This window comes from Pseudomonas sp. UME65 (genome assembly GCF_014170225.1).
In the GTDB taxonomy this organism is placed as follows: Bacteria; Pseudomonadota; Gammaproteobacteria; order Pseudomonadales; family Pseudomonadaceae; genus Aquipseudomonas; species Aquipseudomonas protegens.
Window position 1 is genome coordinate 213,707 of the sequence record NZ_LZZQ01000016.1, and the last position, 19,756, is coordinate 233,462.

At 66.7% G+C, this 19,756-nt stretch carries 17 protein-coding genes; 10 read left to right on the plus strand and 7 right to left on the minus strand.

From position 1 onward, the window contains the following. Positions 1–15: 15 nt before the first annotated feature. The 5 genes from A9971_RS26225 to A9971_RS26245 all read left to right on the plus strand — a co-directional run bounded on the left by A9971_RS26225 (position 16) and on the right by A9971_RS26245 (position 4,261). Entirely contained in the window at positions 16–663 is a 648-nt protein-coding gene (locus tag A9971_RS26225) for a DNA repair protein (RefSeq protein WP_065363956.1), read from the plus strand. 20 nt (positions 664–683) lie between these two features. Continuing rightward, on the plus strand, positions 684–1,169 hold the full coding sequence (locus A9971_RS26230) for a YbjN domain-containing protein (protein WP_011061117.1): 486 nt from the start codon (positions 684–686) through the stop codon (positions 1,167–1,169). Beyond that, positions 1,166–2,122, plus strand: coding sequence for a peptidylprolyl isomerase (locus tag A9971_RS26235; protein WP_011061118.1), 957 nt, complete (start codon positions 1,166–1,168; stop codon positions 2,120–2,122). The genes A9971_RS26230 and A9971_RS26235 overlap by 4 nt, the downstream gene beginning before the upstream one ends. A gap of 174 nt (positions 2,123–2,296) precedes the next feature. After that, positions 2,297–3,274 (plus strand): LysR family transcriptional regulator, encoded by a 978-nt coding sequence (locus A9971_RS26240; RefSeq protein ID WP_041118052.1) that lies wholly within the window; start codon positions 2,297–2,299, stop codon positions 3,272–3,274. A gap of 474 nt (positions 3,275–3,748) precedes the next feature. Further along, positions 3,749–4,261, plus strand: a complete 513-nt coding sequence (locus A9971_RS26245; protein WP_183000136.1) for a GNAT family N-acetyltransferase — start codon at positions 3,749–3,751, stop codon at positions 4,259–4,261. A 113-nt stretch (positions 4,262–4,374) separates the two neighbouring features. Here A9971_RS26245 and A9971_RS26250 read toward each other — a convergent pair whose 3' ends face one another. Beyond that, positions 4,375–5,067 carry an aspartate/glutamate racemase family protein gene (locus tag A9971_RS26250; RefSeq protein ID WP_011061121.1) on the minus strand — a complete coding sequence of 231 codons (693 nt, stop codon included), beginning with the start codon at positions 5,065–5,067 and terminating at the stop codon, positions 4,375–4,377. A gap of 78 nt (positions 5,068–5,145) precedes the next feature. Between A9971_RS26250 and A9971_RS26255 the strand changes: the two genes are divergently transcribed. Both A9971_RS26255 and A9971_RS26260 read left to right on the plus strand, forming a co-directional pair. After that, positions 5,146–5,934, plus strand: coding sequence for a helix-turn-helix domain-containing protein (locus A9971_RS26255; protein ID WP_183000137.1), 789 nt, complete (start codon positions 5,146–5,148; stop codon positions 5,932–5,934). A gap of 183 nt (positions 5,935–6,117) precedes the next feature. After that, positions 6,118–6,609 carry a hypothetical protein gene (locus tag A9971_RS26260; protein WP_015635490.1) on the plus strand — a complete coding sequence of 164 codons (492 nt, stop codon included), beginning with the start codon at positions 6,118–6,120 and terminating at the stop codon, positions 6,607–6,609. Between the two features lie 126 nt (positions 6,610–6,735). Here A9971_RS26260 and A9971_RS26265 read toward each other — a convergent pair whose 3' ends face one another. Both A9971_RS26265 and ccoN read right to left on the minus strand, forming a co-directional pair. After that, positions 6,736–6,954: a hypothetical protein gene (locus tag A9971_RS26265; RefSeq protein ID WP_011061124.1), complete on the minus strand. Its 219-nt coding sequence runs from the start codon at positions 6,952–6,954 to the stop codon at positions 6,736–6,738. Between the two features lie 62 nt (positions 6,955–7,016). Beyond that, positions 7,017–8,444, minus strand: coding sequence for a cytochrome-c oxidase, cbb3-type subunit I (gene ccoN / locus A9971_RS26270; protein ID WP_011061125.1), 1,428 nt, complete (start codon positions 8,442–8,444; stop codon positions 7,017–7,019). A 267-nt stretch (positions 8,445–8,711) separates the two neighbouring features. Between ccoN and A9971_RS26275 the strand changes: the two genes are divergently transcribed. Further along, positions 8,712–10,385, plus strand: a complete 1,674-nt coding sequence (locus A9971_RS26275; RefSeq protein WP_183000138.1) for a nitrite/sulfite reductase — start codon at positions 8,712–8,714, stop codon at positions 10,383–10,385. Then, positions 10,382–10,876 (plus strand): DUF934 domain-containing protein, encoded by a 495-nt coding sequence (locus tag A9971_RS26280; protein WP_011061127.1) that lies wholly within the window; start codon positions 10,382–10,384, stop codon positions 10,874–10,876. Before A9971_RS26275 ends, A9971_RS26280 begins: the two co-directional genes overlap by 4 nt. 139 nt (positions 10,877–11,015) lie before the next feature. Here A9971_RS26280 and A9971_RS26285 read toward each other — a convergent pair whose 3' ends face one another. Further along, on the minus strand, positions 11,016–13,361 hold the full coding sequence (locus A9971_RS26285; protein WP_183000139.1) for a tetratricopeptide repeat protein: 2,346 nt from the start codon (positions 13,359–13,361) through the stop codon (positions 11,016–11,018). A 212-nt stretch (positions 13,362–13,573) separates the two neighbouring features. On the opposite strand from A9971_RS26285, the gene A9971_RS26290 reads away from it, so the two are divergent. After that, positions 13,574–14,245, plus strand: coding sequence for a DUF3313 domain-containing protein (locus tag A9971_RS26290; RefSeq protein ID WP_183000140.1), 672 nt, complete (start codon positions 13,574–13,576; stop codon positions 14,243–14,245). A 53-nt stretch (positions 14,246–14,298) separates the two neighbouring features. On the opposite strand, the gene A9971_RS26295 is transcribed toward A9971_RS26290, so the two are convergent. From A9971_RS26295 to A9971_RS26305, 3 genes are all read right to left on the minus strand, one after another. Beyond that, positions 14,299–15,276 (minus strand): DUF3829 domain-containing protein, encoded by a 978-nt coding sequence (locus A9971_RS26295; RefSeq protein WP_103291175.1) that lies wholly within the window; start codon positions 15,274–15,276, stop codon positions 14,299–14,301. Further along, entirely contained in the window at positions 15,273–16,910 is a 1,638-nt protein-coding gene (locus A9971_RS26300; protein ID WP_183000141.1) for a molecular chaperone DnaJ, read from the minus strand. The genes A9971_RS26295 and A9971_RS26300 overlap by 4 nt, the downstream gene beginning before the upstream one ends. 125 nt (positions 16,911–17,035) lie before the next feature. Continuing rightward, complete coding sequence (locus tag A9971_RS26305) at positions 17,036–19,543, minus strand: fused MFS/spermidine synthase (protein WP_183000142.1); 2,508 nt, start codon at positions 19,541–19,543, stop codon at positions 17,036–17,038. Positions 19,544–19,756 lie beyond the last annotated feature (213 nt).

The following is a 19,756-nucleotide window of genomic DNA, read 5'->3' on the forward strand; positions in this document are numbered from 1 at the left end:
GTCAGGAGGAAGGTTATGAACAGCCGAGCGAGGGCAGGGGCGGCGAGCCTGTTGCTGGTCTGGGGCGTGCTGGCCAGTGTCGGCGCCAGTGCCGAAGGCATGGAGGAGCGCCTGCGCACCCAGTTGCGCAGCACCACCCAGCAGCTGCAGGCCCTGCAAAGCGAACAGGCCCAGGCCGCGGCGGCGCGGGTTGCCGCCGAGAACGCGGCCAGGGAGGCCCAGGCCCAGGTCAAGCAACTGACGGCCGAGCTGGCCAAGACCCGCGGTGTGGCAGAGCAGTTGGCCGGCCAGCAGCAGAACCTGCACAACCAGGCCCAGGCCCAGGCGGCCGCCAGCAGCGAGCAACTGGGCAAGTTCAAGAAGGCCTATGAGGACCTGCTGGTGCTGGCCCGGGGCAAGGAAGCCGAACGGGCCAGGTTGCAGGCGCAATTGAGCGAGCGTGACACACAAGTGCAGCAATGTGCGGTCAAGAATCAGCAGATGTACGGCATCGCCAAGCAGATCCTGGCGGCCTACGAAAACATCGACGTGGCCGAGGTGGTGAAAATCCGCCAGCCCTTCGCCGGCAGCGCCCGGGTCAAGTTCGAGGAACTGGCCCAGGGCTTTGGCGACGAGCTTTACCAGACCCAGTTCGACGCCCCGCGGGCGGCGAGCACCCACTGATCACCAGGGAAGAGATGACCATGACCTTGATTAACAGCGTCACCACCGAAAGCCTCACCGACCTGCTGCAAGGCGCCGGCTACCGGGTCAACCAGACCGAACAGAACGGCATCGTGCAACTGCTCAGCGCCAGCCAGGGCATCGGCTACGCCGTGCGCTTCGGTAACCCGGGCAGCGAAGCCGGGCACTACGTGGACTTCACCTACAGCTGCGCGCTGCGGGTGCAGGGCGAATTGCCGGCCGGGCTGGCGGAACTGTGGAACGCCTCACGGCGCTTTGCCCGGCTGTCGCTGCAGGGCGAATTCCTGGTGATGGAGATGGACGTGGTGGTGGCCGGCGTCGGCGAGACCCACCTGCGCAGCCAGCTGGAGCTGTGGGATCGGTTGCTGCAGGAGTTCATCGTCTACCTGCGCGAATACAGCCAGCAGGCGGCCCAGTTGCAGGCCCAGGCCGAAGCGCCCCAGGCGGCGCAAAGCCAACCCCGGGAAGAGGCGGCCACCCTGTGAAAAAGCCCACCCTGGTGGTCGGTGCCGGGGCACTGACCTTGCTCGGCCTGGCGTTGGGCCTGGCCCTGCGCCCGGGCAACGACCCGGTGGCGGCGCAGCAGCCGGCCCCGACCCTGCTGCAACAACAAGTGGCGTCTACGCCCGCTGTGGCGCGCCTGGGCAATCAGCAGGTGGCGGCCGAGGAGCTCAAGCGCCTGTTCGCCAGCCTGCCCGAGGAATCCCGGGGGCAATTGCGCGGCAATCGCCCGGCGCTGGAAGCCTGGATTCGTTCACGGCTGGCGGAAAAGGCCGTGCTGGAGCAGGCCGATGCCCAGGGCTGGCGCCAGCGGCCGGAGGTGGAGCAGCAGACCCGCGCCGCCACCGAACAGATCGTGTTTCGCGACTATCTGCAGTCGGTCAGCCAGGTGCCGGCGGACTACCCCAGCCCGGCGGAGTTGCAGCAGGCCTATGACAGCGGCAAGTCGGCGTGGATGACACCGCCGTTGTACCGGGTCAGCCAGATCTTCCTCGGGGTCGCCGAGCCCCAGGCGGCCGAGCAGGTACGCCGCCAGGCGCAGGAGCTGAGCCGCAAGGCCCAGGCCGCGCCGGGGGAGTTTGCCGCCTTGGCGGCGCAGTACTCCCAGGACCGGGACAGCGCCCAGCGCGGTGGCGACTCCGGCCTGCAGCCCTTGCAGCAACTGCTGCCGGAGGTGCGCAGCGCGGTGGCCCGGCTCAAGGTGGGCGGGGTGTCCGAGGTGGTGCAGAGCGCGGCGGGTTTCCACGTGCTCAAGCTCACCGAACAGCAGCCGGCACGGACCGCCAGCCTGGACGAACTGCGTGATCGCCTGACCCAGGCCCTGCGCGCCCAGCGCCAGGAGCAGATCGCCAAGGCCTACCTGGAAGGCATGCTCAACACTGCGACCCTGAGCATCGATGGCGCGGTGTTGAACCAGGTACTGGAGGACAAGCTGTAGGAGCTGGCTTGCCAGCGAAGGCGATCTCACAGGCCCCTTCGCCGGCAAGCTGGCTCCTACGAGGCAATACATAGCACCGGCAACTGTAGGAGCTGGCTTGCCCGCGAAGGCGATCCCACGGCCCCGCCGTCCGCCCGCCAAGGAAGCAACATTCAACAAGACAGGGAGTCACCGATGTCATTTCTCGAACCCGCTCCACTCCAGGGCTTTGCGCCATACACCGCGCCCCAGGAACCCCGGGAAGCCTGGCTGGCCCTGGCCGCCGGCATCGAACCTGCGGTGGCCCAGTATTTTCTGGTCAGCGCCCGTTGCGGCTGCTTCATGCAGGCGGCCCGCAGCCTGAACATCAAGGCCACGCTGCTGCGCAAGCAACTGGCGCAGTTGGAGGAGCACCTGCGTCGTTCGCTGTTCTGCTACCAGGGCAATGCCTTGAGCCTGAGCCGCGAAGGCCTGCAACTGCAGGCCCAGCTGATTGCCCTGGCCCACCAGCGGCGGCTGCCGGTGATCGAGCAACCCCTGATCCGCGTGGCCGTGGCGGAAACCATCCTCCACGACATCCTTGGCCGTGACCTGATCGCCTTGCTGCGGCGCAACGCCAGCGCCCGGCTGGAAATCATCTCCATCGACAGCGACCTGTCCCTGCAGGCCCTGAGCGCCGACCTGGTGCTGTGGCTGGCGGCCGAGGATTCACCCCTGCCGGGCCCCAGCTTCGCCACGCGCGAACCCATGCCCCTGGCGCGCATCGACTACCTGCCGCACATCGCCAAGCGCTACTCCCGGGTCGCGGCCCGCCCCGACAGCCTGGACGACCTGGCGGACTACATGCTGGTGCAGTGGCAGCACGACCGTCATATCGAGCCGTTCCGGCCCTGGAACAACCTGGTGGAACAGCGCCTGGCCGGGGTGGTGCAGGTGCATTCCTATGAACTGATGCTGGAGATGATCCGCTGCAGCGCCTGCATTGGCCTGCTGCCGCAGTACATGAGCCGCTTCGACCGCGGCCTCACCGCCTTGCCGGGCCTGTTCGAGGAAAGCATGCAACGCCGCGCCTGGCTGGCGGTCAATGCCCAGGTGGAGCATGAAGAGCAGGTACAGCAACTGGTGGAACTGATCCTCAACACCTTCAGCGAACGCCAGGACTGGTTCGTCTGAACGGACCCGCCCGCTCTTGCAGAGATTCACCCCCGCGCCCACGAGCGGGCACCCACCGCGACTCCATGCAGGAGCCGGCTTGCCGGCGAAAGGGCCCGCAAGCCCTGCGCCGGTTCCGGAAACGCCTTCGCTGGCAAGCCAGCTCCTACCAGGGGCACCCACCGCTATTCCATGTAGGAGCCGGCTTGCCGGCGAAAGGGCCCGCAAGCCCTGCGCCGGTTCCGGAAACGCCTTCGCTGGCAAGCCAGCTCCTACCAGGGGCACCCACCGCTATTTCATGTAGGAGCCGGCTTGCCGGCGAAGGGGCCCGCAAACCCTGCGCCGGTTTCAGATACGCCTTCGCTGGCAAGCCAGCTCCTACGGGTGTGCCTGCGCGACGGTTCCTTGGCGGCGAACGAGCACCATTGCCCTCGTCATCCAGAGGCGCATGCCCGTACACTCGATGGCCACTTCGACTTCAAGGATGACCTCGCCATGCCCAACGCCCATCCCACCATCGTCATCGAGCGGTGCAACGAAGCTCATATCGACGGCCTGACGGCGCTGTACAGCGAACCCAGTGTGGCGGCCCAGACCCTGCAACTGCCTTACCAGTCCCGCGAGTTGTGGCGCAAGCGCGTCGGGCTGGGGCAGGAAAACGAGGGGCTGGTGCCCCTGGTTGCCCTGCACCAGGGTGCGGTGATCGGCAGTTGCAGCCTGCTGCAGGTGGCGCGGGTGCGCCGGGCCCATTGCGCCGATATCGGCATGGGCGTATCCCCGGCCTGGCAACGCCAGGGCATCGGCAGCCGCCTGCTGGCGGCCGTGCTGGAGGTGGCCGACAACTGGATGAACCTGCGCCGGGTGGAGTTGACGGTGTATGCCGACAACCAGGCCGCCATCGGCCTGTACCTCAAGTTCGGCTTCGAAACCGAAGGCCAGTTGCGCGACTACGCCGTACGCGACGGCGGTTATGTCGATGTGCTGAGCATGGCGCGCTTGCGTCGTTGAGACCGGGTTCGTGTAGCCGCTGCCGCAGGCTCGGGCCGCGTTCGGACGATCGGCTCCGCAGCAGAGGCAGGGATCCAGGCGATCGCCATGCAAGGCCCTGCGGGCCTTGACGTTCACTCCAGCAAAGCGAAATCCACCGCCGCCCGGGCATGCAATTCGGTGGTGTCCAACAGGGGCAGGGCGCTGTGCTCGGGCTTGAGCAGCAGGCCGATTTCCGTGCAGCCGAGGATGATCGCCTCGGCACCACGGGCCTGGAGCCCGTCGATCACGTGTTGGTACAGCCGCCGCGAGCTCTCGCTGACAACGCCCACGCACAGCTCCTCATAGATGATGCGGTGCACCGCCTGGCGCTGCGCTGCATCGGGCACCAGCACCTTCAGGCCCTGGTCTTCCAGGCGGCCTTTGAGGAACGCCTGCTCCATGGTGAAGGCTGTGCCCAGCAGCCCCACGCTCAGGGTGCCGGCTGCCTGGGCGGCCTGCACCACGGGGTCGGCAATATGCACAAAGGGCACTCCAATGGCGGCCTCTATCTGCCCGGCGACCTTGTGCATGGTGTTGGTGCAGAGCACCACGCATTCGGCGCCGCCGGCTTCCAGGCGCCGGGCTGCCTCCACCAGGATCGCCGCCGCGTCGTCCCAGCGCCCGGCATGCTGGGCCTGTTCGACAGGCCCGAAGTCGACGCTGTACATTAACAGCCGCGCTGAACGTAGCGGCCCCAGTCGATCGCGAACCTGCTGATTGATCAGGCGATAGTATTCGGCGCTGGACTCCCAGCTCATGCCGCCGATCAGGCCGATGGTGCGCATGGGCAACTCCTCTGTGGTGCGGTTGGGTAAGCCTCAGTTTCACGCCGCCACGGGTGGCGATCTATCAGGAAATTTCACATGCCCCAGGTGCTCGAACATCGCCTGCTGGACGGCCGCCTGCTGCTGCAACTGCTGCCGGCCGCGGCCTACAGCGCCCGCGATCCGGCCCAGTGGCAGACCTTGGGGGTGACCCTGGAACGCCAGCGCGGGGTGCATGCCATCGACTCCGACCGCCGCGAGGATTTCGATACCTGGCCCGGCACCCTGGCCCTGACGCCCGCAGGCATTGAGGTGTTTTCCGAATCCGCCATGGGCGGCGAATACCTGCTGCTGCGCTGGCAGGGCGCGACGCCGCTGGTTCCTGGCCAGCGCCGGATGCAGAGCCCGGGGCATGCCCGCGCCCTGGCCCTGGGGCGCGAAGCCAGGCGCCTGCTGCTGGCGCCCGAGGCCGATGAGCTGGCCCTGGAGCAATGCGCGCTGGCGTTTCTGGGGCTGGCCCAGCCCGGTCGTGCGGCGCCAGCCCCGGCCCCGGATTTGGGGCAGGTGCTGCAACAGATGGCCGATGAATACGCCCGGGCCCTGTCACTGGCGCAACTGGCCCTGACCTACGGCCACAACGAACTGCGCCTGCTGCGCGACTTTCGTCGTGCTGTAGGCATCACGCCCCATGCCTGGATCACCGAGGTGCGGCTGCAAGCGGCCCGGCGGCTGCTGGAGCACACGGACCTGCCCCTGGCGGCGGTTGCCCAGGACTGTGGTTTTGCCCATCAGTCCCACCTGGGCAGCGCCTTGCGCCAAGCCACCGGCCTGACGCCGCGTCAGTACCGGCTGCAGTTTCAGTGCCGAGCGGCGGATACTGCGCTGTAGATTTTGCCTGGTAATGCCTTGCCAGTGATCGTCGCCAGCGGCCCGCAGGATCATCATCGGTGGGCGCAGCTACAGGGCTCGGCGAGCCGGCGGGCAAACAACTCAACGCCCGACACCGGCATCTGCCATGCTCAGGGCCGGCGACCTGCTGTTCTCAAAGGTCGAAGCCAGGGACACAGCACAATGGACGATATCCAGCAACTGGGCGAGATGCTGCGCCACTACGCGGCCAGTGAAGCCCACAAGAAGCAGCTGTTCGACAGCCAGTCGGTGGTCTGGGCGCGTCGCATTCATCAATTGTTCGGGCAGATCGAAGACTGGCTGGCGCCGGTATTGCTGCCGGACCTGCTGGCGTTGCAACGCGAGCCCTATGTGGCCTTCAGCCCGGCGGTGCCGCTGGAGGTCTCGACCTTCAAGAGCGAGAAGCTGACCATCCATATCGCCGGCAAACCGGTGGAGTTCGTGCCGGATGTGATGGGCCCCCAAGGGCAGATTTCCCTGGCGGTGATCGGCCTGACTGCGGCGCGGCTGGGCAGCGTGTCCCTGGTCGGCGAGGCTTCGGGCGGCTGGCAATGGCGCAAGACCAATGGCTTGAAGGACCCTGACGTCTTTGCCTTTGATGGCAATTTCCTCGCCGCTCAGTTGCAGAGCCTGATCCCCCGCGAGCGCGCCTGACCCGGCATGGCTCCGGGGCCGGCGCTGGCTGGCCAGCGTCGGCGTTGGTTGAGGGGGGGCAAAGCGTGCGGGCTTCTTCGCCGGCAAGCCGGTTCCTACCGGTGGCAGCCTGCAGGAGAAAGCGGGTTACATGTCCAGGTTGATCCAACCCGGCTTGGCTTCCTCCGGCGCCACGGCGTTGATTTTCTTGCCCGTGGCCAGCTCCACCCGCCGGGCTACGTCGGGGTCGTCGGCGAAGGGGATCAGGCTGGCGTCGTCCAGGCTCTTGGCACTCTGGTGACGCAGGCAGTACTCGATGCAGAGGTAGAGAAACGCCACCCCCAGCAGGTTGAGCAGTATATCCATGGGTTTTCAGGCTCCCTGAAACGCCCCACGCCGGCCACGGGGGCCGGCGTGGGGCAGGTGGGTCAGGCGATCCGGGCGTCGCTCAGCGCCAGGCGCTCATCGGCAACGCGCACGGTGCGCCAGGTGTTGTAGGCCATCAGCAGCATGCCGCTGAGGAAGAACACGCCGCCGGCGAAACGCACCACGAACCCCGGATGGCTGGCCACCAGGGCCTCGACGAAGGAGTAGGTGAGGGTGCCGTCTTCGTTCACCGCGCGCCACATCAGGCCCTGGGTGATGCCATTGACCCACATCGAGGCGATGTACAGTACGGTGCCGATGGTGGCGAGCCAGAAGTGCAGGTTGATCAGCGGCACGCTGTACATCTGCTCGCGGCCGAAGACCTTGGGCACCATGTGGTAGATGGCCCCGAAGGTGATCATCGCCACCCAGCCCAGGGCACCGGCGTGTACGTGGCCGATGGTCCAGTCGGTGTAGTGGGACAGGGCGTTGACGGTCTTGATCGCCATCATCGGGCCCTCGAAGGTGGACATGCCGTAGAACGCCAGGGACAGCACCAGGAAGCGCAGGATCGGGTCGGTGCGCAGCTTATGCCAGGCCCCGGAGAGGGTCATCATGCCGTTGATCATGCCGCCCCAGCTGGGGGCCAGGAGGATCAGCGACATGGCCATGCCCAGGGACTGGGCCCAGTCCGGCAGCGCGGTGTAGTGCAGGTGGTGCGGGCCGGCCCAGATGTACAGGGTGATCAGCGCCCAGAAGTGCACGATGGACAGGCGATAGGAGTACACCGGGCGCCCGACTTGCTTGGGCACGAAGTAGTACATCATCCCGAGAAAGCCCGTGGTCAGGAAAAAGCCTACGGCGTTGTGCCCGTACCACCACTGGACCATGGCGTCGGTGGCCCCGGAATACACCGGGTAGGACTTGAACCAGTCCACCGGAATCGACAGGTGGTTGACCACGTGGAGCATGGCGATCACCAGGATGAAGGCGCCGAAGAACCAGTTGCCGACGTAGATGTGCTGGCTCTTGCGCCGCACCACGGTGGTGAAGAACACAATCGCGTAGGCGACCCAGACCACCGCCATCCACACCGCGCCGGCGAATTCGATCTCGGCGTATTCCTTGGTGGTGGTGTAGCCCAGGGGCAGGGTGATCAGCATGATCACGATCACCGACTGCCAGCCCCAGAAGGTGAAGGCGGCCAGGGTGTCGGAGTACAGCCGCACCTGGCAGGTGCGCTGGACCGCGTAGTAGCTGGCGGCGAACTGCGCGCTGCCGGCGAAACCGAAGATCACCAGGCTGGTGTGCAGCGGCCGCAGCCGGCCGAAGGTGCTCCAGGGCAGGTCGAGGTTCATCTCCGGCCACACCAGCTGCGAGGCAATCCACACCCCCATGGCCATGCCGATCACGCCCCATACCACTGTTGCGACGACGAATTGGCGAACCACCTTGTAGTTGTAGGCCTGTCCGATTGTTGCTGAGTTCATGGTCAATGCTTCCACGGTTGCAAAGTCTTGCCAGGCCACCCGGTCTGGCACGGGGTGCACTGTAGGAATCAGCGGGGAAACAAAACAGGCTCAGAAAAACCACATTAATACGGATCAGATTTTCCTCATGCCTACGGTGGTGCAGCCTTGGCTGATATGGTTTTTTAGTTTTTACCTGAATCTGTAACGCTCTGCGCCGTACGCGCATAGTCGCCCCCTCACAACACGCGCCGTTTAGAGCACGATCAGCTTCGATGAGGTAGGGACATGTATCAGTACGACGACTATGACCGGGCCCTGGTGCTTGAGCGGGTGGCGCAGTTTCGCGACCAGGTCGAGCGCTTCATGGGCGGCCAACTGAGCGAGGAGGAGTTCCTGCCCCTGCGCCTGCAGAACGGCCTGTATATGCAGAAGCACGCCTACATGCTGCGGGTGGCGATTCCCTACGGCACCCTCAGCGCCCGGCAGATGCGTACCCTGGCCAGCATCGCCCGGGACTTCGACCGCGGCTACGGCCACTTCACCACCCGGCAGAACCTGCAGTTCAACTGGATCGAGCTGGCCCAGGTGCCGGACATCCTGCAGCGCCTGGCCGAAGTGGAGATGCACGCCATCCAGACTTCCGGCAACTGTGTGCGCAACATCACCACCGAAGCCTTTGCCGGGGTGGCCGGCGACGAATACCTGGACCCGCGCCCCCTGGCGGAGATCCTGCGCCAGTGGTCCACCATCAACCCGGAATTCCTGTTCCTGCCGCGCAAGTTCAAGATCGCCATCTGCTCGGCCAAGCAGGACCGCGCGGCGATCATGATGCATGACATCGGCCTCTATCTTTACCGTGCCCGCAACGGCGAGATGCTCCTGCGGGTGATAGTCGGCGGCGGCCTGGGGCGCACGCCGATCCTCGGCCTGCAGATCCGCGACGGGCTGCCCTGGCAGCACTTGCTGTCCTATGTCGAAGCGGTGCTGCGGGTCTACAACCGCTACGGCCGGCGGGACAACAAGTACAAGGCGCGGATCAAGATCCTGGTCAAGGCCCTGGGCATCGAGGCCTTCGCCAGGGAAGTGGAGGAGGAGTGGCAGCACCTCAAGGATGGCCCGGCGCAGCTCACCGAGGACGAATTCCAGCGGGTGGCCAGCGCCTTTGTGCCGCCGATCTACGAGCGCCTGGCGGACACCGACCTGGAGTACGGCAGCCACCTGGCCGAGTCCCCGGCCTTCGCCCGCTGGGTGGCGCGCAATGTGCACCCGCACAAGGTGCCGGGTTATACCTGCGTGGTGCTGTCCACCAAACCGGGGCCAAGCTCGCCGCCGGGGGACGTCACCGGTCAGCAGATGGACGCGGTGGCCGACTGGTCCGAGCGCTTCGGCTTTGGCGAAATCCGTATTGCCCATGAACAGAACATCGTCCTGCCGGATGTGCCCAAGTCGCAGCTGTTCGAGCTTTGGCAGTGTGCCAGCGAACACGGTCTGGGCACCGCCAACGCGGGCTTGCTGACCGACATCATCGCCTGCCCGGGCGGTGACTTCTGCGCCCTGGCCAACGCCCGGTCGCTGCCGATTACCCTGGCCATCCAGCAGCGCTTCGACGACCTGGACTACCTCCACGACCTGGGGGACATCAGCCTGAACATTTCCGGCTGCATGAACGCCTGCGGCCATCACCACATCGGCAATATCGGCATCCTCGGCGTCGACAAGAACGGCAGCGAGTGGTTCCAGGTCACCCTGGGCGGGGCCAAGGGCCGTGACAGCGCCCTGGGCAAGGTGATAGGCCCGTCCTTCAGCGCCGAGGAAATCCCCGAGGTGATCGAACGCATCATCGCCACCTTCGTACGCTACCGGGAAAGCGACGAGCCCTTCGTGGAGACCCTGCAGCGCATCGGCCTGGAGCCGTTCAAGGAGCGGGTCTATCCCAAGGCCGTGGAGGCGCTGGCATGAACAACCTGCTGCGTTTGCACGAAGGCGAAGCCCAACGGGTGGAAGACGATGCCTGGAGCCTGGTGCGCGGGGTCGACGACGCATTGCCGGACGGGCCGCTGATTCTGCCCCTGGCCCTGTGGCTGATGCGCCGCATCGAGCATCACCCGGCCCGGGACGGCGTATGGATAGGCCCGGATGACGAAGTGGAAAGCCTCAAGCCCTGGCTCAAGCTGATCCCGCTGATCGCCGTGGACTTCCCCAGCTTTCGTGATGGCCGGGGTTACAGCCAGGCCTACCTGCTGCGCACTCGCCTGGGCTGGATGGGCGAATTGCGAGCGATTGGCGATGTGCTGCGCGACCAGTTGAGCCATATGCGCCAATGCGGTTTCGACAGCTTTGCCGTGCGTGAAGACAAGTGCGCGCTGGACGCACTCAAAGGGTTGGCGGGGATGAGCGTGCTGTATGGCCGCTCGGTGATCGAGCCGCGGCCGCTGTTTCGTCGGCGCTGAAGGTGGCGCGCGGTTGCGCTGGTTAATGTAATTTCTAGAATAAATAGTCGTTTAAAATCAATATATTAAAGTTGATAGTTAATCCTGTTTGATTGGTTTTAGTGGGGCTCGGGTAACCGAGCCCTCCTTGCCACCCTGCCTATTGCAACGCCGGGTCCCCGGGGTTGAGCTGCTTCCATTGCTGCATCAGTGCCTGGGCCTTGGGTTCCTGGCCGCTCTCCAGGTAGTACTGGATCAGGCTCAGGCGCGCATTGCGCTGGGTCGGCTGGCGCTGCAGCAGGGCTTGCAACTGACGGTTGGCAGCGTCCTGCTGGCCACTGTCGTGCAGGGCCACTGCCAGCACATAGGCGTACTGAGCATTCTGCGGTTCCAGCTCGGCGGCCTTTTTCAAGGCGGCCATGGCCCGGGCAGTGTCGCCCCCACGAATCAGGCTCAGGCCCCGGGTGTGCTGCAGCAGCGCCGACTCCGGGTGCTGTTGCAGGGCCTGGGCCAGCAGTTGCTGCGCCTCCTGGCTGCGGCCATTGGCTTCCAGCCACTGCCCCAGGGTCACCAGGGCCGGGAAGAAGTCGCTGTCGCGGCGCAAGGCTGCGCGCAGGTAGGGTTCGACCTCGGCACCGCGCCCGCTGGCCTGGTAGAGCATGGCCAGGTTGAGGTTGGCTTCGGCCCGCTCCACGAGGCTCAACTGCACCGCTTCATATTCGCCAAGGGCTTTGTCCCAGGTCCCTTGAGCCGGGCCCAGGCCACTGCGCGCGGCGCCCAGCAGATCGCGAGCCGCGGTGATCCGCACGGCCTTGACCGGGTCTTGCAGCAGGGGCACCAGCAGCGGGCCACGTTCGGCCGGCGGCACCAGGGCGCTGGTGGCTCGCACCGCGCTTTCTCGCACCTGGGGCTCCGCATGCCCGAGGGCCTGGGTAGCCAGTTGCAGTGCCTGGGCGCTGGGGTAGTTGGCCAGCTCGGCCAGCAGGGTGGCACGCCGGATCGGTGGCAGATCGCTGCGCTGCAGTTGTTCCTGCAACGCCTGGGCTGCCCCTGGGTGGCCGCCGCGGATCAACCACAGGCTGTCGTCGTAGCGCGGTGGCTGGGGTGGGCTGTTGGCGGTCCATAACCGGAACTGCCGGCTGATGCGTTCGCCGGCCTGTTGCCCCTGGTGGCAGCTCAGGCAGGCATCGGCCGTGCCAAGCTTCTGCGCCCGCAGCGGGTTGGGCAGGCTGAAGCTGTGGTCATGGCGATAGTCATTGCCCATGTAGACCTTGCCCGGCATATGGCAGTCCACGCATTGCGCACCGGGCTGGCCGGGGGTGTGCCGGTGATGCTCGGGGGAATCGTAATCCTTGGCCTGCAACCCGCGTCCGTCGATGCCGGCTGCCGCGCTCTTGCCGGCGGGGTTGTGGCATTGCAGGCATACGGCGTTGCCCGGGGCCTTGAGCTGGGTGCTGTGGGGGTTGTGGCAATTGCTGCAGCGCACCCCCTTGTCGAACATCTTGCTCTGGGCGAAGGAGCCGTATTCGAACACCTCGTCCTTGATCTTGCCGTCCAGGGCGTACAGCTCCCGGGTCAGGGCGCTGGGCAGGTAGTCATCCATCAGGCGCTGGCCGACGTGGTAGCCGTCGCCCAGGGGCGCACGCCGCGCGTGGCAGCGGGCGCAGGTCTCGATCTCCTGGGTGGCGCTTGCGGCCTTGAGGTCCACGGCGAAGCCGGCGTTGGCCAGGGTGGTCTTGCTGGCCGTGGCCTGCAGATGGTTGGAGGCCGGGCCGTGACAGGCCTGGCAGCCAACGCCGAGGCTGTTCCAGCGGCTGTCGAAGCGCTCCTGGCTGGCGCTGAAATTACGCTGGTAGCCGGTGGTGTGGCATTCCACACACATGAAGTTGGCGTTCTGGCTGGGCTTGCTCCAGTGCAGCGGGTTCTTGAAGTTAACGCCCTGGCCCGGATACAGGTGGAACCACTGCTGCTTGCGGGTATCCCAGGCCACGCCCAGGGCTTGCAGGCGTCCCTGGCCGACCTCGATCAGGTATTGCTGCAAGGGCTCGATGCCGAAGGTGTAGGCCACCTTGAAGTCCGCGGGCCTGCCGTCGGCGCCGGGGGTGTTGACCCAGAACTCGGCCCCGCGGCGAAACAACCGGGTGCTTTCGCCTTCGGCCTTGAAACGCTGTTCATTGAAATTGCCCAGCACCGTCTGCGGGTTGGCCTCCTGCATCGCCAGTTGATGGTGCGAGCCTTGCCAGTCCCTGGCCTGGGCCTGGTGGCAGCCCTGGCAGGCCTGTTCATCGACGTACTGGGCGGCCGGTAGCGCCGGCACGGCCTTGGGCTGGGCCGCAGCCACCTGCGGCGCCGCCAGCCGGGGCGGTTCGGCCAGCAGGAACCAGACGAGCCCGCCGAGCACCAGCAGCAACAGCAGGGCGCCGAAGGGGAACAGGTAGCGGTGGGGCGAAGGTGCAGTTGAAGCAGGGGGTGTCGAGCGTGGGTTATTCTTCTTCGGCTTGGGCATTGCGACGTCCGTATCCAGAATGCGGTGCCTTGATCGGCACTCTCAGGCTCGATGGAGCTTTGACGGCAGCTGCCGGTCTGTCAAATCCGGGCTGTGAATCAGCCCGCAAGCCGTGACAAACAACCCGCGCCGGCGGGGCAAAGCGCCGGCTTTTGGCTATACCTTAATTTCCCCTAGCCAGTCCCTGGCTGCTGCACCTACAGGAGTTACACATGAAGCTTGCTCTGACCCTCAGCACGCTGTGCCTTGCCACCCTCGGGATGGTGGGCTGTTCCAGCAAAGTGCCCCAGCCTGACGAGTACTCCGGGTTTCTCAGCGACTACAGCCAGCTCAAGGAAGCCAAGTCGCCCTCCGGCGTGGAGGTGATGCGCTGGATCGATCCCAAGCTCAAGCTGAGCAACTACAGCAGCGTGTACATCGAACCGACCCAGTTCTACCCGCAGCCGCAGCCGACGGCGAAGATCCCCCAGAGCACCCTGACCGCCATCACCCGTTACTACGACCAGGCACTGCAGCGCGAGGTGAGCAAATCCCTGCCACTGGCCACCGGCCCGGGCCCGGGGGTGATCGTGGTGCGCGCGGCGATTACCGCAGTCACCAGCAAGACCGAGGGCCTGAAGCCCTATGAAATCATTCCCGTGGCCCTGGTGGCGGCGGCGGTGAGCACCGCCAGTGGCATCCGCGACCAGGAAACCACCCTGGCCACCGAGGCGGCGTTCCTGGATGGCAGCACCCACGCGGTGATTGCCGAAGTGGTTCGCAAAGGCACCGGCAAGCCCCTGGAAAACGACACCCAGGTGATGCAGGCCAGCGACGTGAAGAACGTCATCGACGGCTGGGCCTATGACATGCACCAGTCCTACCTGCAACTGAAGAACAAGTGACCGACCGTTGATGGCCGCGGCATCTTGAAAGGTGCCGCGGCCATCGTTCGGTTTCAGTACTGGCTGCGCGCCAGTTTGTTGTAGTGGTAGAGCATCTGGTCGTAACCCTGGGTCACTGCGTGGTAGTCGTCGCTCAGGCGTTGCGGCTCGGCATGTTGCTGCCAGTCGCGGTGCAGGGTGTCCAGCGCCTTGAGGTACTGTTCGCCGGGCTGGGCGATCAGTTGCCAGAGGTACAGCACCTGCTCGGTGTTCTTGTCCGGCTGGCCTGTTTTCAGGTACTGCTGCCGAGCGTCCCAGGTCTGGCGCAACTGCCGGGTGACCTGCGCCAGTTGGTCCGGGGTCAGGCTTTGCTGGCGTACGCCTGCCTCGACAAATTCCACGGTGCTGCGGGCCTGGATCATGTAATCGAGCAATGCCCAGTGGGCATTGCGCCCCAGGCGTTGCTCCAGGCGCAGCAGTTGCTGGCTGCGCGGTTCGATATCCAGGGCCGGGAGCAACTGGCGCACGGCATTGGAAGCTTCCAGGTAAGCCTCGCTCTGTTGCGCCAGTTGGCGGGCAAACTCATCCAGTTGCGCCTCGGTCAGGGGCCGCCCGATGCCCATTTTGCGCATGAAGGAATCCTTGGTCAGGGCCGCGAAGGGCCCGAGCACTTGCAGATAGCGCACGGTGGCGGGGAGCAAAGGGCTGTCCGGGGCCAGGACCTGCAATTTATCGGTGATCCTGCCGGGGCAGTTGAGGCGGTACAGCGCGTCGATGTCCTGGTGGCTGTAGGCATACAGGTCGTAGGCTTCGGGCGCCTTGGCCCGGGGCGCACCCTCGGCCATGAAGGCCTGGTGGGCCAGGCGCCAGGGCACATCCACCTGGTTCATGCAATTGACGATCGGTGCCAGGGCATTGGCCTGGGCGGTGCTCGGGCTGTCCTGGTGGTCCAGCCACAGGTCGAGGCGCCCCAGGGGCTTGCTGGCCCCGGCCAGGCCGACCAGCGTCAACCCCAGAACCAGGCCGATGGGCAGCAACCAATTGGGGTTCATGGCTGCCCCTCCTGGCCGTACCACTGGCGGGCGGTGGCCGGGGCCGCGCAGCCCTCGGCATTGGCGGGCATGCGCGCGCACAGGCGTTCGCTCCATTGCTGCAGGCCCTGGTTGGGGTTGAGCGTGCGCTGGCTGGTGAACAGCTGGAGGCTGCCCAGGCCTGCCACCAGCACCATGCAGCCCAGGCCGATCAACAGCCGCCGGCGCCAGGGAGCGGGTTTTTCCCAGGAAGCCTGGGCCTTGAGTTCGCGGCGCCGCAGGCTCGCCACCCCCAGCAGCACGGCCAGGTAAGTGGCGGCGCTGACCGGGCCGCAGAAATATCCCAGGGCACCGCTGATCAGCAGGGCCGGCAGCAGGTCGCGCAGGACCAGCACCTCACGGTCCGGGTCGAGCCAGTGCGGCAGGCGTGCGCCGAGTGCCTGGTCGCGTACCCAGAGGCGGTGAGCCAGAGGCTGCCAGAGCCACCCCAGCAGGGCCCCGGCGCCGGCAAAACAGGTGCTCCAGAACAGCGTCACGCCGATGATTTCCCCCAGGCTGCCGGCTTGCGGCGCATAGCGGGCCACGGCCCCCGCCAGACAGGCGAGGACAATGCCCAGGTACATGGGCCAGGCGTTGAAGGCGAACTCCCAGTCGCGCCAGAAGAACGGCGTGCCGCCGGGCATGCCGGCCGATACCTCGGGGTGATTGGCGTGCAGCCGCGAGCTCAGTTGGCGGCAGCAGGCCCAGTCATCGGGGCGCAGGCGCCGGGCGAAGTTGCGCCGGCGGGTGAAACTGATGGGCGCCAGCAGCAGGTAGGCGGCGCGCTGTTGCGGGCTGGCCGGCGCCTGGGTGGCCAGGGCCTGCTGGCGGGCAATGAATACCGGTGCTTCGTCACGGGCTTTGAGGCGCTCCCATTCCAGCGCCGGACAGGCGTTGTCCGCACCGTTGTGCCAGCCCTGGCCGGCACACACCGCGGCGAACCCCGGGCTGGACCAGTAGGGGCTGTTGAGCAGCAGCTCCACCAGTTGCAGGTTGAACCACTGGCCCTGGTCCAGGCTGTTCAGCCAGGGCTGCTGCTGGCGTTGCGCGTAGGCCTGGAGCAGAGCCTGGTCGTCGCGCTGGGCCAGGGCGTCCTGCAGGGGCTGCAAGAGCTTTTCCTGGCACTGTTCCAGCAATGCATCGATCAGGTACTCCGGCAGTTCCAGGCGCTGCCAGGCGCTGAGCCAGTGGAACGTGGCAAAGGCCCAGGCCAGCAGCTGTTGCGACTGGTCCGGGCGTTCCACGCAGTGGCGCAACAGGCCCAGCTCGAACTCCAGCAGGCAGTCGCTCTGGATCGCCTGCTGATAGCGCAGGTCCAGTTGCTCGATGCGGATGCCCTCCAGCAAGGGGGCGACTCGCTGCGCCGGCGACAGCGGCTTTGGGCCCTGCGGCGCCTGCCCGGCCAGCGGCATCGGGTCTTCGTCCGAATGTGGATCCTGCTCCTGCATGCCCAGCCACCGGGCTTGCTCCAGCGCCGATTCATAGGCTTCGCGCAGGCGCTGGAACGCCACCGGGTCTTCATCCGGGCGAGTCTGCTTGAGCAGCCTGGCGTAGTGGCGTTTGATGGTGCGGGTATCGGCGGTGGCCGGCAGGCCGAGCAGGGTCCAGCAACTCATTGGGCGGTACGACTCCATGAAAGACCGCCGCGCCCGGGCAGTGGCGCGCTGAAACTGCGCACCCTACCGGTTTCCTGAAAAAAAGTCCCAGGCCGCATGCAACGGCCCGGGATGGGCGCTTCAGCTCACTGGCCGACGAACCAGCGGTAGTAGGGGTTGCCGCCATCGACCTGGAGCAGTTCGCGGATCTCCCGGGCCCAGGCTTCGCGGTCGCCCTCATAGGCGTGCAGGCTGGCGCGGTAGAACTGCATCAGGTTGCGGCTTTCCTGGTTCATCCGCTGGCGAAACTCGGGGCTGACATTCACCAGCACCGGTGGATGGCGCAGGTTCAGCAGCTCCGGCAGAACCCGGTTGATCTCCCGTGACCGCACCCAGGGTGCGTACTCGATGCGCGGCCGGTCATCGGTGACCGCCGGGGCATCGCCGGCAAAGCGCTGCAGGCCGTCGCGGTCGCTGACCCAGGTGGCCAGCAGCGCCTGGGCGGAATTGACCCCGACTTCCCCCAGGGCGCTGCGCACGTTGTCCTGGGCAAAGCGCCGCTCGATCCTGGCCGCATCCAGCTCGATGGGGTCCGGGGAACCCACCAGCAGCATCTCGTGGAACTCGCTGGTCCACAGGGTGGCGTAGGGGAAGACCTCGAGGAAGCTCTGCACCAGGGCGCGGGAGTCTTCGGTGTTCTGGGTCGGCAGGGGCAGCCACTGGGCCACCAGGCCCTGGGTGTTGAGGCGCCGCGCGGCCAGTTGGTAGAAGTCCCGGGAGTACAGGTTGACCACCCCGGCAGCGGAGGGCGGCGGCGGTTCCAGGGTGATCAGGTCATAGTTCTGCGGGCTGCGCAGCAGTTCCTGGCGCCCGTCCTGCAGGCGGATCTGAATGCCCGGGTCGCTGGCGGCATTGAAGTTGCCCTGGAACAGCGGCGCGGCGTCCAGTACCGCCGGTAGCAATTCCGCCACCACCCGCTGTTCCAGCCCCGGGTAGCGCAGCAGGGCCCCGGCGGTGATCCCGGTGCCGAAGCCGATCACCAGCGCCGAGCGCGGCTCGCCGTTGTGGATCAGCAGCGGCAGCAGGGCCTGGATGCGCATGTAGCGCAGTGACGGCATGGCATCGCCGGTGTTCGACACGCCCTGGATATACAGGCGATGGAAGCGCCGCTCGGGCTGGCCCTGGGTCACCACCGCCACCGTGGCGCCGCGGCCTTCCTGGTAGAAACTCAGTTCGGCGTGGCGGGCCCCGGGCAGGAGTTGCGCCAGGCGCTGGGGCGGGGTCAGCAGGGCCACGGCCAGGGACAGCAGCCCCAGGGCAACCACCCCCTGGCGCCGGCCCTTGTTCACCCCGGGGCCCTGGCGCACGGCAAGCAGGCCCACCAGCGCTGCGATCAGCGCCAGCAGCCCCAGGGTGCGCACCAGCCCCAGCCAGGGGATCAGCACGAAGCCGCACAGGGCCACGCCAATGATCCCGCCCAGGGTGTTGCAGGCCAGCACGGCGCCAACGTCGCGGCCCACTGCGCGGCCGTCACAGCACAGGCGCAGGGCCAGGGGGAAGGCCGCCCCCAGCAGCAGGGTGGGCACGAACACGATGCACAGCGCGGCCACGGCAAAGCGCCCGCTCATGCCCAGCAGCGGGCTGCCCCCCAGGCTGAGGATGAGGGCTTCGACCTGGGTCTGGGCGAGGATCAGCCAGCGCCCCAGCAGCGCCATTTCCAGCAGGGCCAGCAGCCCGGCACCGGCAATCAGCAGGCCGAACAGGCCCCAGGGGTCACGTACCCGGTCGGCCCGCGGGGCCATCAGGCTACTGCCCAGGAACAGCCCGCCCAGGTAGGTGGCCAGGACTACCGCAAAGGCGTAGGTGCGGGTGCTCATGAACGGCACGATGGACTGCGACCAGACCACCTCGTAGCCCAGGGCCACGCCGCCGGCGAGGCTGTACAGCAGCAGGGCCAGGCGTGCCGGCCGCGGGTTGCGGGCCAGCTTTGCCGGCGCGCTGGCGGGCAGGGCCTGCTGTTGTTGCAGGGCCAGGGCACCGAGGGCCGCCAGCAGGTTCAGCAGCGCGGCGGCCAGGGCGCTGCCGCGCACGCCGAGGGTGGCAATCAGCACAAAGGCGCTGAGCAGGGTGCCGGCAATTGCCCCGGCGGTGTTGGCTGCGTACAGCCTGCCACCGGCGCGGCCCAGTTGCCCCGGGTCGGCCGCCAGGGCTCGCACCAGCACCGGCAGGGTGCCGCCCATCAGCACCGCCGGGGCGCCCACCAGCAGCAGTGGCAGGCCCCAGGCCAGCAGGCCCAGGTGCAGGGCCAGTTCAGCGAAGGGTGCGGCGGCGCCGGCCAGGGCCAGGGTCGCGCCCACGGCCGTCAGCGCCACCAGCAATTCCAGCAGCGCGTACAGGCGCCAGGGATTGGCCACCCGGTCGGCCAGGCGGCCGAACAGCCAGCCGCCAAGGGCCAGCCCGGCGAAGAAGGCGCTGATACCAGTGGTGATGGCATAGACCTCGACCCCCACCACCAGGGACAGTTGCTTGATCCACAGCACCTGGAAGATCAGCGCCGCAGCGCCGGAGACAAATAACAGCAGTGCCGGAAACCACTGCGCGCGGGTATCGAGGCTGTGGCTGGCAAGGTGTGGCCGCGAGAGGGGAGAACTCATGTTCCATGGCCTTATGCAGAAATCGAAATGCCCTACGGATGGGCAGGTGCCGGAGTCCCGGCGAATGCGGACTCAAGCGTAGTACAAGACTGGCGGACGTCTTCGTCGGCAAGCCGACTCCTACAGGGAATATGCGTACCCGCCCGTAGGAGCTGGCTTGCCAGCGAAGTCGTTGGCGAGGATGACGCAGGGCTTGCGGGCCTCTTCGTCGGC

Bases quoted from the DNA above. Each gene is read 5' to 3' on its own strand.
- A9971_RS26225 (WP_065363956.1), top strand. From the start codon at position 16: ATGAACAGCCGAGCGAGGGCAGGGGCGGCGAGCCTGTTGCTGGTCTGG.
- A9971_RS26230 (WP_011061117.1), top strand. From the start codon at position 684: ATGACCTTGATTAACAGCGTCACCACCGAAAGCCTCACCGACCTGCTG.
- A9971_RS26240 (WP_041118052.1), top strand. From the start codon at position 2,297: ATGTCATTTCTCGAACCCGCTCCACTCCAGGGCTTTGCGCCATACACC.
- A9971_RS26245 (WP_183000136.1), top strand. From the start codon at position 3,749: ATGCCCAACGCCCATCCCACCATCGTCATCGAGCGGTGCAACGAAGCT.
- A9971_RS26250 (WP_011061121.1), bottom strand. From the start codon at position 5,067: ATGCGCACCATCGGCCTGATCGGCGGCATGAGCTGGGAGTCCAGCGCC.
- A9971_RS26255 (WP_183000137.1), top strand. From the start codon at position 5,146: ATGCCCCAGGTGCTCGAACATCGCCTGCTGGACGGCCGCCTGCTGCTG.
- A9971_RS26260 (WP_015635490.1), top strand. From the start codon at position 6,118: ATGGACGATATCCAGCAACTGGGCGAGATGCTGCGCCACTACGCGGCC.
- A9971_RS26265 (WP_011061124.1), bottom strand. From the start codon at position 6,954: ATGGATATACTGCTCAACCTGCTGGGGGTGGCGTTTCTCTACCTCTGC.
- ccoN (WP_011061125.1), bottom strand. From the start codon at position 8,444: ATGAACTCAGCAACAATCGGACAGGCCTACAACTACAAGGTGGTTCGC.
- A9971_RS26275 (WP_183000138.1), top strand. From the start codon at position 8,712: ATGTATCAGTACGACGACTATGACCGGGCCCTGGTGCTTGAGCGGGTG.
- A9971_RS26280 (WP_011061127.1), top strand. From the start codon at position 10,382: ATGAACAACCTGCTGCGTTTGCACGAAGGCGAAGCCCAACGGGTGGAA.
- A9971_RS26285 (WP_183000139.1), bottom strand. From the start codon at position 13,361: ATGCCCAAGCCGAAGAAGAATAACCCACGCTCGACACCCCCTGCTTCA.
- A9971_RS26290 (WP_183000140.1), top strand. From the start codon at position 13,574: ATGAAGCTTGCTCTGACCCTCAGCACGCTGTGCCTTGCCACCCTCGGG.
- A9971_RS26295 (WP_103291175.1), bottom strand. From the start codon at position 15,276: ATGAACCCCAATTGGTTGCTGCCCATCGGCCTGGTTCTGGGGTTGACG.
- A9971_RS26300 (WP_183000141.1), bottom strand. From the start codon at position 16,910: ATGAGTTGCTGGACCCTGCTCGGCCTGCCGGCCACCGCCGATACCCGC.
- A9971_RS26305 (WP_183000142.1), bottom strand. From the start codon at position 19,543: ATGAGTTCTCCCCTCTCGCGGCCACACCTTGCCAGCCACAGCCTCGAT.